Genomic DNA, 14,880 nt, shown 5'->3' on the forward strand with positions numbered 1-14,880 from the left:
CTATATTAGACTTTTCCTAACCTCCCGTTTCTTTTTTATTTTTTTGAATTGTTATCATCCATTTTTAGGACAGCCATGAAGGCTTCTTGTGGGACCTCGACAGAACCAACCTGTTTCATCCGTTTTTTACCTTCTTTTTGTTTCTCGAGCAGCTTTCGTTTACGGGAAATATCTCCCCCATAACATTTAGCCAATACGTTTTTACCCATGGATTTAATGGTTGAACGAGCAACAATTTTTTGGCCAATAGCGGCTTGGACAGGAACTTCGAATTGCTGCCTTGGGATTAATTCCTTTAGCTTCTCAACAATGACTTTGCCGCGTTCATAGGCAAAATCTTTATGAACGATAAAGCTTAAGGCATCCACCTTTTCAGAGTTTAACAATATATCCATCTTTACCAAGCTAGAATGTTTGTAGCCAATTAATTCATAATCGAATGATGCATAGCCTCGGGTGCTGGACTTAAGTTGATCAAAGAAATCATAAACAATTTCTGCTAACGGAATTTCATAGATGATGCTTACACGGTTTTCACCTTGGTATTGCATATCAATAAATATACCGCGCTTTTGCTGACACAGCTCCATAATCGCTCCAACATATTCATTCGGAGCCATCATCGTTGCTTTAACGTAAGGCTCTTCAACATGGTCAATTTTCTGTGGTTCTGGAAGATTGGAAGGGTTATCCACTTTTATTTGATTGCCATCTGTCATGTGTACATTATAGATAACACTTGGAGCTGTTGTAATCAAATCAATTTTGAATTCACGCTCAATCCGCTCTTGAATAATCTCCATATGAAGAAGACCTAAGAACCCGCAGCGAAAACCAAAGCCCAGTGCCTGGGAAGTTTCAGGCTCGAATTGAAGTGCTGAGTCATTTAACTGCAGCTTCTCAAGTGCTTCACGTAAATCATTAAATTTCGCAGTATCGATTGGATATAATCCGCAATACACCATTGGATTTAATTTACGATAACCTGGCAGCGGTTCGGTCGCACCATTTTTTGCATTGGTAATCGTATCCCCGACACGAGTATCTCCAACATTTTTAATCGCTGCTGAAAGGAAACCAACATCCCCAACAGTTAGTTCGTTTAACTGGGTCGATTTTGGTGTAAATACTCCTACCTCATTCACTTCAAATTCTGCACCTGTTGCCATCATTTTAATTTTGTCGCCCACTTTTATACTTCCATCAACTACACGAATGTAGGCAACTACACCACGATAGGCATCATAAAGGGAATCAAAAATCAAAGCTTTTAATGGGGCTTCAGGGTCACCAGTTGGAGCAGGAACAGTTTTAACTACCTGTTCAAGGATATCTTCAATCCCAATACCTGCTTTAGCAGAGGCTAGTACCGCTTCAGAGGCATCTAATCCAATAACCTCTTCGATTTCATTACGAACCCTTTCAGGTTCAGCACTTGGCAGATCAATTTTATTAATAACTGGTACTATTTCAAGGTTATTATCTAGTGCGAGGTAAACGTTCGCCAAGGTTTGCGCTTCAATTCCCTGAGCCGCGTCAACAACTAACACAGCACCTTCACAGGCAGCAAGGGAACGAGAAACCTCATACGTAAAATCGACGTGTCCTGGCGTATCAATCAAATGGAAGATGTATTCTTCACCATCTTTTGCCTTGTATTTTAATTGTACAGCATTTAACTTAATCGTAATCCCGCGTTCTCTTTCTAAATCCATCGAATCTAAAAGTTGATCTTTCATTTCACGGGATGTTAATGCATTGGTTTTTTCTAAAATACGGTCAGCTAATGTTGATTTCCCATGGTCAATATGGGCAATAATCGAGAAATTTCTTATCTTAGATTGTCTTTTTAATTTTTCTTCTCTGTTCATGTGTTTCACTCCTACTATAACTCGCACAATTACACTATTTTTGATTATATCAGTACGGGAAATAAGATTCAATTAAAACTGAAATCACACAAAAAAAGCGGCATCCAAGAGAAGGAACCGCTAGGAATATTTATTCGGTTATTAGACTAATCAGTTTTTCCGAAGCAGAGGAGACACCTTCAGAAATCTTCTTTCCCATCGAAGAAAATAAATTAAAGGCACTTATTTCCTCAAGTTTCTTTTTCTTTTCATCAATATCATGACTCGATATTTCATTTCCCAAAAAAGTAGCTTGTACATGCTCGCCATTGTCATTAATACCAACAGCATTTTGAAAATTCGGGTCATCGTAGCCCTTCATTTTATGAATGCCGTCATTCGCCAGCTGCATCCCAGCTAGTACCGATATAAACATAATGGCTATAATACAGAAAAACTTCAGCATGAACATTTTCATATGACATGCTCCTTTACCTCTATTCTTTATCAGTGGATTGCTCAACATCTTGATTCACTTTTTCTGCTTGCCAGAAATATTCACTAAAAACATCAGCAAGTGCGTCAGCTGAACGGTTTAACTCCTCAAAAGTATTGTCAACACCGCCAAATTCCACTAATATTACATTCTCAGACAAATTTTGATTATAGACACCGTTTTGCCCAGCACCCTGATTCATGTGGATTCCCCAGCTCAATCCCTTATATTTCTCTTCAAGGAGTTTATGCAGGTCACTTGCTAACTTTTCATTTTTTTCATGATTTGGATTTTTCCCGCCAATAACAAAAGCCAACTGTGCATATGCCTTACCATTTATCATAACCGTCGTTTTATCTTTACGTCGTGCATCTCTATGGATATCAATAAAATATTCCAATTCAGAGTTTGAGGCCATTGCCGTCTGAACTAATTCACCAGATTTCTGATAAGTACTAGCCATTTTCACGGACCCCATAATATCAGATTTATCAATTGAGGTTCCAATACCTCTAGCCTCTAAGCTTTCCTTCAACTGATCGCCTATCTTGGTGACATTTAATTGTGAATGATAAGCAAGATTCGGATCTGTTACCCCTTGTAAATAAGGAAGGTATGACTCGCGATTATGAGTAAAGTAAAGATGTACCACCTTTTTCTCACCTGTTGTAAGTGAGGGATTCGAAGGAATTTCATCCTCGTTTCCTTTGTCAATACCTTCAATATTTTGCAGTGATGCTTCGCGTTCTGCTTTCATTATTTCTAATGGGGGTGAGGATTCAAATGGCATGTTCGTATAATTTGATCCTTCCCCAGCAACAAGTATTTTCCCATCAAACTGTTCAAAGCCTGGAAGCTCTCTGCCTAGAAGGCTCCTTGGATCATTTAAATTAATATTACTTGAAAGCTTAAAAATTAAGTTAGTCAGCTTGGGGCTTGCGGTTAAATCATCTTCAATGGATAAAAAATGGTGATTCTCCCAAGCCATAAGCTGATAGAGCATTTTCCCATTTACTTGATTTGTTGCTGTATTAACAGAATTAGACATAGGTCTAAACTGGGGCTTTAATGATGTTAACAGCCCACTGATGGAAAACACCAAAAGCATAAACAGCAAGATAAAAGAGGTTACTTTTATTAGATTCGTCCCTTGCACCGTCAAAAACAATCCAGAATTCCTAGTAGATTTCATGGTTCCACCTCTCAATTTGATTCTAGTAAATACTTATGACATTACTAGAATTGCTAGAACCATTAATCGCAATTGAGAGGTGGTCGCTTAAACTTTATCGCGTATAGTAACCAGTATTTCCCTGATCTACATTACTGTGAAGCGATGCATTCAATCCGCTCGCAATCAGGTTGGCCATATCTTCAATAAATACATCTACTTCCTTAGGAGTAACCATTAGATTATGTCCTAAAGGGGAAAGGACCTCGTATATTAATTTACGTTTTTCTTCTTCTTCTAAGGTTCCAATCATCCCCAGGAAGGTCTGACGGTGCTTTTCTTCTGGAAGATCATCATCGGTAAGTTTTTTTCGTTTCCCAAATGTCATACCCGCTGGTGCGAGGGCTCTTGATGGACGATTTCCTTCCTTAAGCTCCTTACCAAAATGCTTCAGGATATAATCAATCGTGTCACTTGTAATCGAAACGGCATCAACAACAGTCGGAACACCAATAGCGATAACCGGAACTCCTATTGTTTCTTTACTTAATTCTTTTCTTTTATTTCCTACTCCTGATCCTGGGTGAATGCCTGTATCCGAAACTTGTATGGTAGAATTGACCCTATCAATCGATCTTGCTGCTAATGCATCAATAGCTATAACAAAATCTGGTTTTGTTTTTTCGACTACGCCAAAAATAATATCGCTCGTCTCAATCCCTGTTAATCCCATTACTCCAGGAACTAAAGAACTAACTGGACGGTAACCTTCCTCAACATTTTCTGGCTGTAATTGAAACAAGTGTCTGGTGATTAATAGGTTCTCACAGACCATTGGACCAAGTGCATCTGGGGTAACATTCCAATTTCCTAAACCTACTACGAGACAGGAGGCATCTTTCTTAATCCCTGTTCCTTCTAGAAAGTGAGCAAATTCTTTAGCAAATATTTCTTCCACTTTTTGTTGTAAAGGGGTGTCCTGCTGTCTAATTCCTTGTACTTCAAGGGTTAAATAGCGTCCTGCTTTTTTACCCAGCTGTGTTGCACCTGCATCTGTGATCTCTACTAAAGAGATTTTTATATCATCTATATCTTTTTCTTTAATAATGACTCCTTCAATTTGCGAGAGGTTCTCTCCCTGTTGAACTGAGCCTTCCCTGTCAGCAATAACCATTTCTCTCGCTTCAATAGCTAAATCCGTTCGAATTGAATACTGGCTTAGATCGATATTGGTGTTTTTATTCTCCTGCAATATGTCTCGCTCCTATCCTTAAGTTCTAAACTAGAAACTATTCCCTATTTTTACCCCTTTTCGGCTAAAACATTCAGGTTATTCTTATATGTAGATAATTCTAGTATTGCAAAATAAGGTTTGGTTTGATAAAATATCTCTTGTTCTGATTAATTGTGAATGAAGGTAAAGTCGAGTTCATATAATCTCGATTCTTTGTAGGAGGTGAAAGTAATGCCTAACATTAAATCTGCTATTAAGCGTGTAAAAACAAGCGAAGCTCGTAATGCTCAAAATACAACTGTTAAATCTGCAATGCGTACTGCTGTTAAGAAAGTAGAAGCTGCTGTTACACTTAACGATGCTCCTGTAGCTAAAGAAGCATTCACTGCTGCTGCTAGCAAACTAGACAAGGCTGCTGCTAAAGGACTTATCCATAAAAATGCTGCTGCCCGTAAAAAATCACGTCTTGCTAAAAAAGCTAACTCTTTATAATAAAAGCGGAAGCGCCTTGCTCAGGGGCGACAGGCATAAGACAAGCCGGCGAGAAGGCTGTTCTTTAGCCTTTTTGACGGATTGGCTTATGACCCGAGCCCCTAGGCGCTGGAGCTAGACAATAATAAGAGAGCATAAAAAACGATTCCTGATTGGAATCGTTTTTTTATGTCTACCGTTTTATTTTGAACAATAACATCTCAATTAGTAATGATTTATTCATGCCGCCCGTTTTCATCTGAAGGTCAGCATTCGCCAGCATGCTCATAAGGTTAGTTAATTCTTCATCCGTAAATTGATTAGCTTGCCCAGCGGCTAACTTTACCCGGAATGGATGAGTCTTTAAATAACCCGCCATTTGCTGTTGTCCATAACCTCTCCTTGAAAGCTCCTTCACCTGATAAATAAGCCTGAATTGGCCCGCGAGCAAGGCTAATATCTTAATCGGTTCCTCATTTTGCTTTAATAAATCGTAATAAATTCTAAGTGCATCTTCGGGTTTTCTTTGCACTACCTTCTCAATTAATGTAAAAATATTTTGTTCAAGCGATCTCGACACTAATTTCTCAACCATAGAAGCATTAATTTGTTTTTCTTCGGCAGCATACAAAGCTAATTTATCAACTTCACTTGTTATCATAAACATATTTGTACCCACAAGTGTAATCAGGAGTTCAAGTGCATCTGGGTCGAAAACAATTCCATTTATTTTTGCTCTTTCTTTCACCCAATTTTTCAATTCGTACTCATTCAACTTCTTTGCTTCAACTGTAACTGCCGTCCTTTTTAGCTCTTTGGTGATTTTTTTCCGTTCATCGAGCTTTTCATATGGCGCTGATATCACTAAGACGGTATAGGGTGCAGGTTCTTTTAAATACAACTCAAGCCGCGCTAAATTATGTTCCATTTTATCTTTTGTCTTCTCAGCCGTTAAAAACTTAGGATTATGTAAAAAGATTACTTTTTTCTCACCTAGAAAAGGAAAGGTTTCTGCGTCTTCTAGCGCCGTTTCAATTGGTGTTTCATCTAAATCATACGCAGTAAAATTAAAATCCTTATCCTCTTCATCTAAAACCTGATTAAGCAGCAATTGCTTTGTTTCATTGATTAAAAAGGCCTCCGTACCATATAATAAATAAATGGGAGCAATTTCCCGTTGTTTAATTTGTTTCCAAATATCTAATACCATTTTCCAAGCTCCCCTTCGATTCACTTTCATTATCTATCGTAATGAAGCTTGGACATTTTGACAAGTGTTAAAAGGGAATTGACAGCTTTCTTGGAAAGCGCCAATTCCCGATCTATGATGAACGCCTGCAATTAAAGCCCTAGGATCTTTTATTGCCTGGCGGAGTTCCTTGTGTAAATTTAGTGTCACCTTTTTGGGATAAAGTATTTGTGTCAACTCTTGTCAATAAAGGAAGTAGATATTCAAAGCATGCTGGATTTTTCAAGTAAAAAAGCTTATACTATTATGTGAAATAGGAGGGGTATATTGTGAATGAATTTGAAAAGAATGTACAAAGTAAAGGCAACGACGCAATTGATTCTGGAATAGGTTTTGTTGTTTCTTTTGGTGTTTTTGCTGTAATGTTTATTATTGCAACAGTTATTAAAGTTGTCGGGTCCTAATCTTATGCACTGCTACATAATCAGTTCTTGGAGGCTGTAATCATACAGTCTCTTTTTCGTTTTCAGTTAAGTTATTGCTTTATCTTATGTAAAACGGAAGAAAAGGTTCCACTCTCCTGATAAAACCTATAGGTAATCGCACCATGGACATCGGTCCTGTATACAGTTGTATTCTCGAGATGTTCTAACACCTCGGTATGAGGATGGCCATAACGATTATGTTCACCAACTGATATCCATGAGATAGCAGGTTTTATTTTATTTATAAATTGCTCACTTGTTGATGTTTTACTTCCATGGTGTCCTGCCTTTAGTACATCTATCTGCAAATTAGGATATTTCTTTATTATCCTTTCCTCTCCCGCTTGATCAAGATCGCCGCCAAAAAACCAATTAAGCCCTCCAATATTCGCCATAATTGCAATCGATCCACTATTCCGCTCACCTTGATAATTTTCTTCAGGACTTAGAACATAGAATAAACCCATTTCAGTTTTCCATTGGCTCCCATCGGCGACCATAACAATCTGAATACCTCTTTTTTTTGCTTCCTGAATAATGGATAACTCTGATTTTGATGGTTCAGCAACTGATGGCATTAAAATTTGTGTAACTTCTATTTCTTTTAAAACAGCAAGGGCGCCGCCAATATGATCAGCATCACCATGAGTAAGAATAAGTTTATCTAATTTTGTTATCCCCTTTCCTTTCAAAAAAGGGACCACAACATCTCTCCCTACTTCAAATGGTTTTGCAGACTTTTTCCATTCTTCTTCTTCAAATTGGATGGTTCCTCCCGTATCAATTAAATAGGTACCCTTACCGAATGGGTAATGGATTAAAATACTATCTCCCTGCCCAACATCAATCATTGTGACTTCCCCAAATGGATTTACCCAATTCCAGATATTCTGGAATGTAATCAAGGCAAACGCTAAAAAAATGACCTTTAGTTTCCTCTTTTGATGAAAACCCGATTCCCATATTAAAAAAATGAAGACGATGATCACCATGTAAATGATGAAGAGAAGTAAATTGGGTCTTCCTGTCACAAGCTGGGCAAAAGATAGATCTGCAAGTTTTTCAATAAGTCCATTGGCTAAGGTAATAATTTTCATAAATAAGTTAATAAGAAATGACGGAGTATCGCCAAATATGAGCTGAATGAGATACAAGATATATAACCCAGGGAGAAATACAAACGAGAAGAGAGGAATATAGAGAAGGTTAGCTGCAATGCTTATAAATGAAATTTCGAAAAAATGATACAGTAAAATCGGTAAAGCTGCGAGCTGAGCAATAACGGAGATAACAACCATCGATGAAATCGTTTCTTGATACCGAGGTAAAATACCAGGAACAGATAAAATAATCGCATAGCTAACTGAAAACGATAACTGAAAGCCTGCATCTAAAATAATCAAGGGAGAAAAAAATACATAAATCATTAGGGTAAGGCTTATGGCATCAATTGGTGACAATTTTATTTGTTTCTTCCAACGTAAAACAAATAAAACAATAAAAAGCATTAAAACCGCACGAATAACAGAAGGTGAAGCACCTGTCAAAATCGCATATATAGGCAGAAGGACGAGAAGAAAATTCATCATAAACTGCTTAGTCAATCCGATTCTTATTCCTAAATAAAAAACCATCCCGATTAATAAGGAAACATGAAGTCCAGATATTGCTAGTAAATGAACAATGCCCGTTTTTTGATAATTTATCAGCACCTCAGGATCAAACATACTTCTATCTCCAAATATTAATGCAGCTGATAGGGCGGCAATTTCTGCGGGGAAATGTTTTTCGAGATATTTAATACCAGTAAAACGGATCTCTTTAATTATGGTTAATGGAGTTGATTTAACTTCAGCACATTTACTTAGAGGGTTATTTTCTAATTCAACTATCTTATAAATCTGTTTTGCAGCTAAATATTTCTGGTAGTTAAAGGCATTTGGATTTTTGGCAATTGAAGCTTCTTTTAATACTCCTGTTACATAACATAAACGTCCGTAAAAATTCGTATCTTTTAGAGCCTCTTTCTCAGCCTCTGTTTTTATTTTATAACGTATTAAAAGCCTTTCTTTATTCTTTATATCAAATGCAATAACCTGGAATAAATCGCCATCAACTTTGGTATTTTCAGTATATTGTAGATAAAAGGTTGTCAGCGAATCGTGCAGCTTAGTTTTATTATGTGTAATCGTATGTTGACCGGTGAGGAAAAAAGTTATAAAGAGGCAGATGATGATGAACAATTGTTGTTTTGAATATTTCTTATACGTATGAAGCAGATAAAAATAAATAATGGAACAAAGTAAGATAGGCAGAAAAAAGAAAAAAGAGGTTAAAACTCCTAATATGGCTGCCATTGCAAAATAGAAGCATTTACTATTCATTGATTTCTCCAATTTTTTGGGGAGTATTATAACGCCGGATAAACCGGCGTTATTTTTGGGGGATTATTTACTTATCTTACGAAAATCAATCACTGATTCTTTTAATTCTACCTTTTCGGTTTTCACATTTGCTTGTTGGAATAACTCCACTGCATGAGGGTGATTCTTATAATCCTCTGCATAATAGACTGTCTTAATCCCTGCTTGAATTATCGCTTTACAGCACTGTAGGCACGGAAAATGAGTAACATAAATTTCAGCTTCAGCTGTAGGGACACCAAATTTAGCACACTGCAGGAGGGCATTCATTTCGGCATGTATCGTCCTTACGCAATGATTATCTATGACATAACAGCCTTTATCAATACAGTGGTCTCCACCAGCGATAGAACCGTTGTAACCACCGGCAATAATTCTCTTATCTCTGACGATTGTCGCACCCACTGTCAGCCGTGTGCAGGTACTTCTTAAGGCAAGCAAATGACTTTGAGCCATAAAATATTGATCCCATGGAATGCGTTCCACTTTCTCCAACTCCTCCAAATTTCGATATATTTCTCTCTTTAGTGTAATATCTAAGACTTTAAATGGTCAATGAGTTTTCTTATTGAACTGTAATTAGATCCTTTAGTTTCTCAAATGTTTTATCACCAATCCCGCTAATATTTTTCAAATCCTCGACACTCTTAAACGGACCGCTTGTTTCCCTGTATTCCGTAATCGCAGCCGCTTTTGAGGGACCAATTCCCGGAAGGTTTTGCAACTGTGTTTCATCTGCTTTATTTAGATTAATTTTTGCTTGATTACCAGAACCACCGCCAGTGCTTGAAGGATTAACACTTGTTCCTGCAGGTACAGTTACTCCTTCCTCGCCCTTTGCAGGGATATAAATAACCATTGCATCCTGAACATGCTCAGCAAAGTTCACCTGACTTTCATCGGCATTTTCAGTTAGCCCTCCAGCACGTTGGATCACGTCTATTACCCTTTCACCCTGACTTGATGAATAAACACCCGGCATGGCAACCTGCCCCTTTACGTCAACCATAATGATTTCCGGTTCCTGAATTTCTTCTTGTACTGGTGGATGATCCTTTTCATCCTTTATTTCTTGCGGGACAATATTTTCTACATTACTAACAGAAGATTTACTTTCTTCTAAGAAATAAAAAATGGCAGCAAAAGCTATTATGGCAGTAATAATCACATACATCTTATGCTCATACATCCAGTCCTTCATAAGTAATCCATCCTTTCAATTGGTATATTTCACTATCATATTTCATATTGTTATTAGAGAATCTGCATGCGAAGGAGGGTCGGAATAATGAAAATTGGTATCATTGGTACCGGTAATATGGGGACAATTTTGGTTGAGGCCTTAATCGATGGAAGAGCAGTTTCCCCTTCTTCAATGGTAATTACAAATAGATCAAAAACTAAAGCGAAGCTGCTTAAAGATAAATATAAGGGAATAAGGGTTGGGGAAAATGCAGCTGAAGTAGCATCTCAATCCGATTTAGTGTTTATTTGTGTTAAACCCTTAGATGTTTATACCATTATTAATGAAATTAACCCACATTTAAATAATAGAAAATGTGTTATTTCCATCACAAGTCCTATCGAAACAAGTCAACTTGAAGCAAAAACAGCTTGTTCAGTAATCAGGGTTATTCCGAGCATTACAAACCGTGCATTAGCGGGAGTTTCGCTGATAACTTACGGTGAACATTGCAGTGAAAATTGGAAAACAAAAGTGGAGAGTATGTTTGCGAAGATTTCGATACCAGTAAGTATTGAGGAGAATATCACAAGAGTGGCTTCTGATATCGTTAGCTGCGGTCCAGCATTTTTCAGTTATTTATTGCAGCGTTTTATCCTTGCTGCTGTGAAAGAAACGGAAATTGATCAAGATACAGCTACAGTGATGGCTAGTGAAATGATTGTTGGCCTCGGAGAGTTATTAAAACAGGGTCATTATACATTACCTTCGTTACAAGAAAAAGTTTGTGTTAAGGGTGGTATTACTGGTGAAGGCATTAAGGTGATGGAGGAAGAGCTTGGAGATCTCTTTGAACATATTTTCCAAGCGACACATACAAAGTTTAATGAAGACATTGAAAAAGTCAACTTGCAGTTCTATAAACATTAATTCGCCAAGTTTAGTCAAATTCCTTTATTTATTTTAAAAAATTTAAAAAAGGCCATCAATTTTAAATTGATGGCCTTTTTCTTGCGATGAAAAATATTCTTTCTGATTGTTCCTGTGGTTCAGTGTCCTCAAAATCCGCACAAATCTCAAGGATTTCAAAGCCTGCATCCTTTAACCATTCGGAATACTGTTGAATAGGGTATGTTCTTTGGTTATGAATTTCATCAAAACGATCATATTTTCCAGACTGTTCATCTAAAACAAAAAAACTTAGTTCATGTTCTACACTATTTGGTAATTCACCGGCAAAGCTATTCCAAATATAGGATAAAGGATCATCTGCTAACGTAAAGGTTTGATTGATAAAAAGCTCAGAAATCTTATAAATAGAATGGACATCAAAAAAGAATATGCCGTTATCTTTAAGATGCCTATTGGCACTGGTAAAAGTATGTATCACGTCTTCTTCAGATTTCAAATAATTTAAGGAATCACAAAATATCCCAATAATATTAAACTCTTCATGTCCTTCTAAATTGGCCATATCCTGCTCAAAAAAAGGAATATTCAATCCTTCATCCTGTGCTTTTGCCTGTGCAACACTAAGCATATCAGCGGATAGATCGACACCAGTAACGGAAAAGCCCTCCTTAGCAAAACGAACGGAGAGCTCTCCTGTACCACATGCCAAATCAAGTAGACTTTTACCATCCACTTGATATTTATACAATTTTTCTTTTACAAATCTTACCCATTCATCATATGGAGCATCTTGCATGAGCTCGTCATATAAATAGGCAAACTGCTCATAGCTCATGTTGTCAACTCACTGCGAATATCCTCTAATGGCGCATCGCCCCATAAGCGTTCTAACTTGTAGTAACTTCTTTCATCACGATGGAATACATGTGCAACCACATCACCAAGGTCTATTAGGATCCATGTCGCTTCATCAAAGCCTTCCATTCTTCGCACATTATATCCGCTTTCTTCTGCCTTTTCTTTAATTCCTCTTGCAATCGCCTGTACTTGTTTGTCAGAGTTTCCGTGACAAATAATAAAATAATCGGCAATTAAGGAAATTCCCTGCATATTGAGTGCTAGAATATCTTCAGCTCTTTTATCATCTGCAGCCTTTACTGCAATTTTTAATAACTCTTGATTAGACATTAATCAATCCTCCGATTCATTACTAAATCATTATATGTTTGAAAGCTATCCGGATAAACACTTTGATTCTTTTTCATTAAGAATAGTATTGTATTTTTAACTGCTTGTATTAATGCAGTGTCCAAATTTTTCTTTGCTAAAGCTCTGACTTCATCCACCCCAGGAAAATGGCGGCCTGGTTCAATATAATCTCCTAAATAAATTACTTTTTCCAGCAGAGTCATTCCTGGCCTTCCTGATGTATGGTACCGGATCGCATCCAGTACTTCCTTATCCTTTATCCCGGCTTCTTTTTCAACTAAGTAAGCCCCTGCTGGAGCATGCCACAACTCAGCATGGTAGTGAAGTAAGTCTTGAGGGAACTTTTGCGATAAAATAATTTGTTTCATTTCATCTTTAGGCCGAAATTTTGCATAATCATGAAAGATTGCAGCCAATTCAGCTTTTTTTTCATCAGCACCATATTGCTTCGCTAAAGCAATAGCAGTTTCCATGACTCCTAAGGTGTGCTGATATCTATGGTCAGTTAACTGTTCTTTTACAATCTTTAACGCCTCTTCACGTTCCATATAAATGATTCTCCCTAATAAAATCAATAACCGGGTCGGGTAACAAATAACGAACTGTCATGCCTTGTTGTACTCTCTCTCTAATCATACTTGAAGAGACATCGATTGCCGGAACATCCACGTAGGTGATTGGATAATCCGTTTTCAAGCTGTATTCAGGTCTTTCAACACCAACAAATTGGACAAGTTCAATCAGTTCATCTATTTTATGCCATTTAGGCAGATACTCAATCATATCTGCACCGATGATAAAATAAAATTGATGATTTGGATACATTTCATTTAATATCCTCATGGTATCGACAGTAAAAGAAGGACCCGATCTTTCTAACTCAATTTTTTCAATTTTAAATGCTTCATTTCCTTTAATTGAAAGCTCCAGCATTTGCAAGCGGTCATGATTTTCAATTGATTCCGATTTCTTCTTATGAGGAGGCTCTTGGTTTGGCATAAACCATACTTCATCAAGATTAAGTTTGGAGAGTACCTCATTAGCGATTAACAAGTGGCCGTAATGAGGCGGGTCAAAAGTCCCTCCCAATATCCCAACCTTCGGCATGATGAAACCTCCTTTACTTATGGAAGTGTTATTTGTTTCTTTTCCACTGATTCCTTATATAAAACAATTGTATTACCAATTATTTGGACAATATCTGCACCTGTTCCCTCAGAAAGCTGCTCTGCAACAACGTTTTTATCTTCTTCACAATTTTGCAAAACACTTATTTTAAAAAGTTCTCTTGCCTCTAGCGCTTCCGACACTTGCTTAACCATATTTTCATTTACCCCGCCTTTTCCTACTTGGAAAATGGGATCTAAATGATGGGCCTTTGATCGTAGATATCTTTTTTGTTTTCCTGTTAACATTTCACGCCTCCAAGCTGTTGTAGTACATTTTCTCGCATTCTGTTTACGTCTGGGAATATTCCTGTCCATTTCTCAAAAGCAAGCGCACCTTGATAAACAAACATTTCAACGCCATTTTGAACAGTTGCACCCTTTTGTCTTGCTTCCATTAAAAATTGGGTCTCTAACGGGTTGTAAATAATATCACAAACCAACGATTGGGACTTTAAACGCTTCAGGCTAATTGGCATTTCCGAAATTTTCGGGTACATCCCTATCATCGTAGTCTGAATCACCACATCATATTCATTCAAATGAAGATCTGCCTCCTCTAAAGATAAGGCTTTAGAGTTTGATATATATGGACATGACTCAATGAGCTCTTGGCCCTTAAGGACAGTTCGATTCGCAATATCTATTGCCAATGGCTTCATTTTCGCCATGGTAAAGTAAATTGCTCTTGCCGCCCCTCCAGCACCAATGACTAATACTTTCTTGTCAGAAAAAGATGAGATATAAGGCTCCAATCCTTTAATAAACCCATATCCATCCGTATTATAGCCGACAAATTTTCCGTTTTCATTTACAACCGTATTGACGGCACCAATACTTAAAGCTAATTCATCGATTTCATCTAAAAAAGGAATGATCGTGCTTTTATGAGGTATCGTTATATTAAAACCCGAAATACCGATCGCCTTTAATCCCTTAACAGCAGTTTCTAATTCATCTCTTCTTACATGAAAAGGATGATAGTGAGCATCGATTTCATAATAGGATAAGATATCATTGAGCATGATTGGTGACATTGAGTGGCCAATTGGATCCCCCAACACCGCAAAAAGTTTCTTCACCCTGTTTCT

General features: G+C 37.3%; 16 protein-coding genes and 1 pseudogene. 3 read left to right on the top strand and 14 right to left on the bottom strand.

What is annotated here, in order from left to right:
* Positions 1 to 35: 35 nt before the first annotated feature.
* The 4 genes from lepA to gpr form a co-directional block, all read right to left on the bottom strand.
* Complete coding sequence (gene lepA / locus ACY3XC_RS03190) at positions 36 to 1,871, bottom strand: translation elongation factor 4 (RefSeq protein WP_464867237.1); 1,836 nt, start codon at positions 1,869 to 1,871, stop codon at positions 36 to 38.
* A 130-nt stretch (positions 1,872 to 2,001) separates the two neighbouring features.
* A complete protein-coding gene (locus tag ACY3XC_RS03195) occupies positions 2,002 to 2,328 on the bottom strand; it encodes a YqxA family protein (RefSeq protein ID WP_179157184.1) in 327 nt (108 codons plus the stop codon).
* 19 nt (positions 2,329 to 2,347) lie between these two features.
* Positions 2,348 to 3,538: a stage II sporulation protein P gene (gene spoIIP, locus ACY3XC_RS03200; RefSeq protein WP_464867238.1), complete on the bottom strand. Its 1,191-nt coding sequence runs from the start codon at positions 3,536 to 3,538 to the stop codon at positions 2,348 to 2,350.
* 94 nt (positions 3,539 to 3,632) lie between these two features.
* Positions 3,633 to 4,769, bottom strand: coding sequence for a GPR endopeptidase (gene gpr / locus ACY3XC_RS03205; RefSeq protein WP_464867239.1), 1,137 nt, complete (start codon positions 4,767 to 4,769; stop codon positions 3,633 to 3,635).
* Between the two features lie 213 nt (positions 4,770 to 4,982).
* On the opposite strand from gpr, the gene rpsT reads away from it, so the two are divergent.
* Positions 4,983 to 5,243: a 30S ribosomal protein S20 gene (gene rpsT, locus ACY3XC_RS03210; protein WP_179157186.1), complete on the top strand. Its 261-nt coding sequence runs from the start codon at positions 4,983 to 4,985 to the stop codon at positions 5,241 to 5,243.
* Between the two features lie 172 nt (positions 5,244 to 5,415).
* Here the strand turns inward: rpsT and holA are convergent, their stop codons facing one another.
* On the bottom strand, positions 5,416 to 6,432 hold the full coding sequence (gene holA, locus ACY3XC_RS03215; RefSeq protein WP_464867240.1) for a DNA polymerase III subunit delta: 1,017 nt from the start codon (positions 6,430 to 6,432) through the stop codon (positions 5,416 to 5,418).
* A 308-nt stretch (positions 6,433 to 6,740) separates the two neighbouring features.
* Between holA and ACY3XC_RS03220 the strand changes: the two genes are divergently transcribed.
* Complete coding sequence (locus ACY3XC_RS03220; protein WP_179157188.1) at positions 6,741 to 6,875, top strand: YqzM family protein; 135 nt, start codon at positions 6,741 to 6,743, stop codon at positions 6,873 to 6,875.
* 71 nt (positions 6,876 to 6,946) lie between these two features.
* Here ACY3XC_RS03220 and ACY3XC_RS03225 read toward each other — a convergent pair whose 3' ends face one another.
* The 3 genes and pseudogenes from ACY3XC_RS03225 to ACY3XC_RS03235 form a co-directional block, all read right to left on the bottom strand.
* Positions 6,947 to 9,280 (bottom strand): DNA internalization-related competence protein ComEC/Rec2, encoded by a 2,334-nt coding sequence (locus ACY3XC_RS03225; protein WP_464867241.1) that lies wholly within the window; start codon positions 9,278 to 9,280, stop codon positions 6,947 to 6,949.
* Between the two features lie 66 nt (positions 9,281 to 9,346).
* Positions 9,347 to 9,805, bottom strand: a pseudogene (locus ACY3XC_RS03230) (ComE operon protein 2); the annotation flags it as partial.
* Between the two features lie 79 nt (positions 9,806 to 9,884).
* Positions 9,885 to 10,520 (bottom strand): helix-hairpin-helix domain-containing protein, encoded by a 636-nt coding sequence (locus tag ACY3XC_RS03235; protein WP_464867242.1) that lies wholly within the window; start codon positions 10,518 to 10,520, stop codon positions 9,885 to 9,887.
* 87 nt (positions 10,521 to 10,607) lie between these two features.
* Between ACY3XC_RS03235 and comER the strand changes: the two genes are divergently transcribed.
* The gene (comER, locus tag ACY3XC_RS03240; protein WP_179157192.1) at positions 10,608 to 11,432 is read left to right on the top strand and encodes a late competence protein ComER; all 825 of its coding nucleotides are present in this window, start codon (positions 10,608 to 10,610) and stop codon (positions 11,430 to 11,432) included.
* 61 nt (positions 11,433 to 11,493) lie between these two features.
* On the opposite strand, the gene ACY3XC_RS03245 is transcribed toward comER, so the two are convergent.
* Genes ACY3XC_RS03245 through aroE form a run of 6 tightly spaced genes read right to left on the bottom strand, consistent with a single transcriptional unit; the run spans position 11,494 to position 14,871 of the window.
* Complete coding sequence (locus tag ACY3XC_RS03245) at positions 11,494 to 12,249, bottom strand: class I SAM-dependent DNA methyltransferase (protein WP_464867243.1); 756 nt, start codon at positions 12,247 to 12,249, stop codon at positions 11,494 to 11,496.
* Positions 12,246 to 12,602 carry a ribosome silencing factor gene (gene rsfS / locus ACY3XC_RS03250; protein WP_179157194.1) on the bottom strand — a complete coding sequence of 119 codons (357 nt, stop codon included), beginning with the start codon at positions 12,600 to 12,602 and terminating at the stop codon, positions 12,246 to 12,248. The genes ACY3XC_RS03245 and rsfS overlap by 4 nt, the downstream gene beginning before the upstream one ends.
* A complete protein-coding gene (gene yqeK, locus ACY3XC_RS03255) occupies positions 12,602 to 13,171 on the bottom strand; it encodes a bis(5'-nucleosyl)-tetraphosphatase (symmetrical) YqeK (RefSeq protein WP_464867244.1) in 570 nt (189 codons plus the stop codon). Before yqeK ends, rsfS begins: the two co-directional genes overlap by 1 nt.
* Positions 13,161 to 13,730, bottom strand: a complete 570-nt coding sequence (locus tag ACY3XC_RS03260) for a nicotinate-nucleotide adenylyltransferase (RefSeq protein WP_179157196.1) — start codon at positions 13,728 to 13,730, stop codon at positions 13,161 to 13,163. The genes yqeK and ACY3XC_RS03260 overlap by 11 nt, the downstream gene beginning before the upstream one ends.
* Positions 13,731 to 13,747: 17 nt before the next feature.
* Complete coding sequence (yhbY, locus tag ACY3XC_RS03265) at positions 13,748 to 14,038, bottom strand: ribosome assembly RNA-binding protein YhbY (RefSeq protein ID WP_464867245.1); 291 nt, start codon at positions 14,036 to 14,038, stop codon at positions 13,748 to 13,750.
* Positions 14,032 to 14,871 (bottom strand): shikimate dehydrogenase, encoded by an 840-nt coding sequence (gene aroE / locus ACY3XC_RS03270; RefSeq protein WP_464867246.1) that lies wholly within the window; start codon positions 14,869 to 14,871, stop codon positions 14,032 to 14,034. The genes yhbY and aroE overlap by 7 nt, the downstream gene beginning before the upstream one ends.
* Positions 14,872 to 14,880 lie beyond the last annotated feature (9 nt).

This window comes from Bacillus sp. CZDM1, from assembly GCF_055502545.1.